Raw genomic sequence first — 238 nt, forward strand, 5'->3', positions numbered from 1 at the left:
CTCGCTGAGTTTGGAGACACACTTCTTGTGCCGCAGCAGCGACTTCGGCGACATCAGAATCATCGGCTTGCGGAAGTTCCGGCGCACCTGCCGACGCAGGGCGTGGAAGTAGTTGGCCGGCTGCGTGATGTTGCAGACCTGCCAATTGTCCTCCGCCGAGCATTGCAGGTAGCGTTCCAGCCGGGCGGATGAGTGCTCCGGCCCCTGGCCCTCGTAGCTGTGCGGCAGCAGCATCACC

The 238-nt window shown here is 63.4% G+C and carries 1 protein-coding gene; it reads right to left on the reverse strand.

Going from position 1 to position 238, the window contains the following annotated elements; translation table 11 throughout:
- On the reverse strand, window positions 1-238 hold a 238-nt coding region (locus tag R0J87_RS24395), incomplete at both ends, for a hypothetical protein (RefSeq protein WP_498889630.1).

It is taken from the genome of Halomonas sp. SIMBA_159, assembly GCF_046536035.1.
Taxonomy (GTDB): Bacteria; Pseudomonadota; Gammaproteobacteria; order Pseudomonadales; family Halomonadaceae; genus Vreelandella; species Vreelandella venusta_A.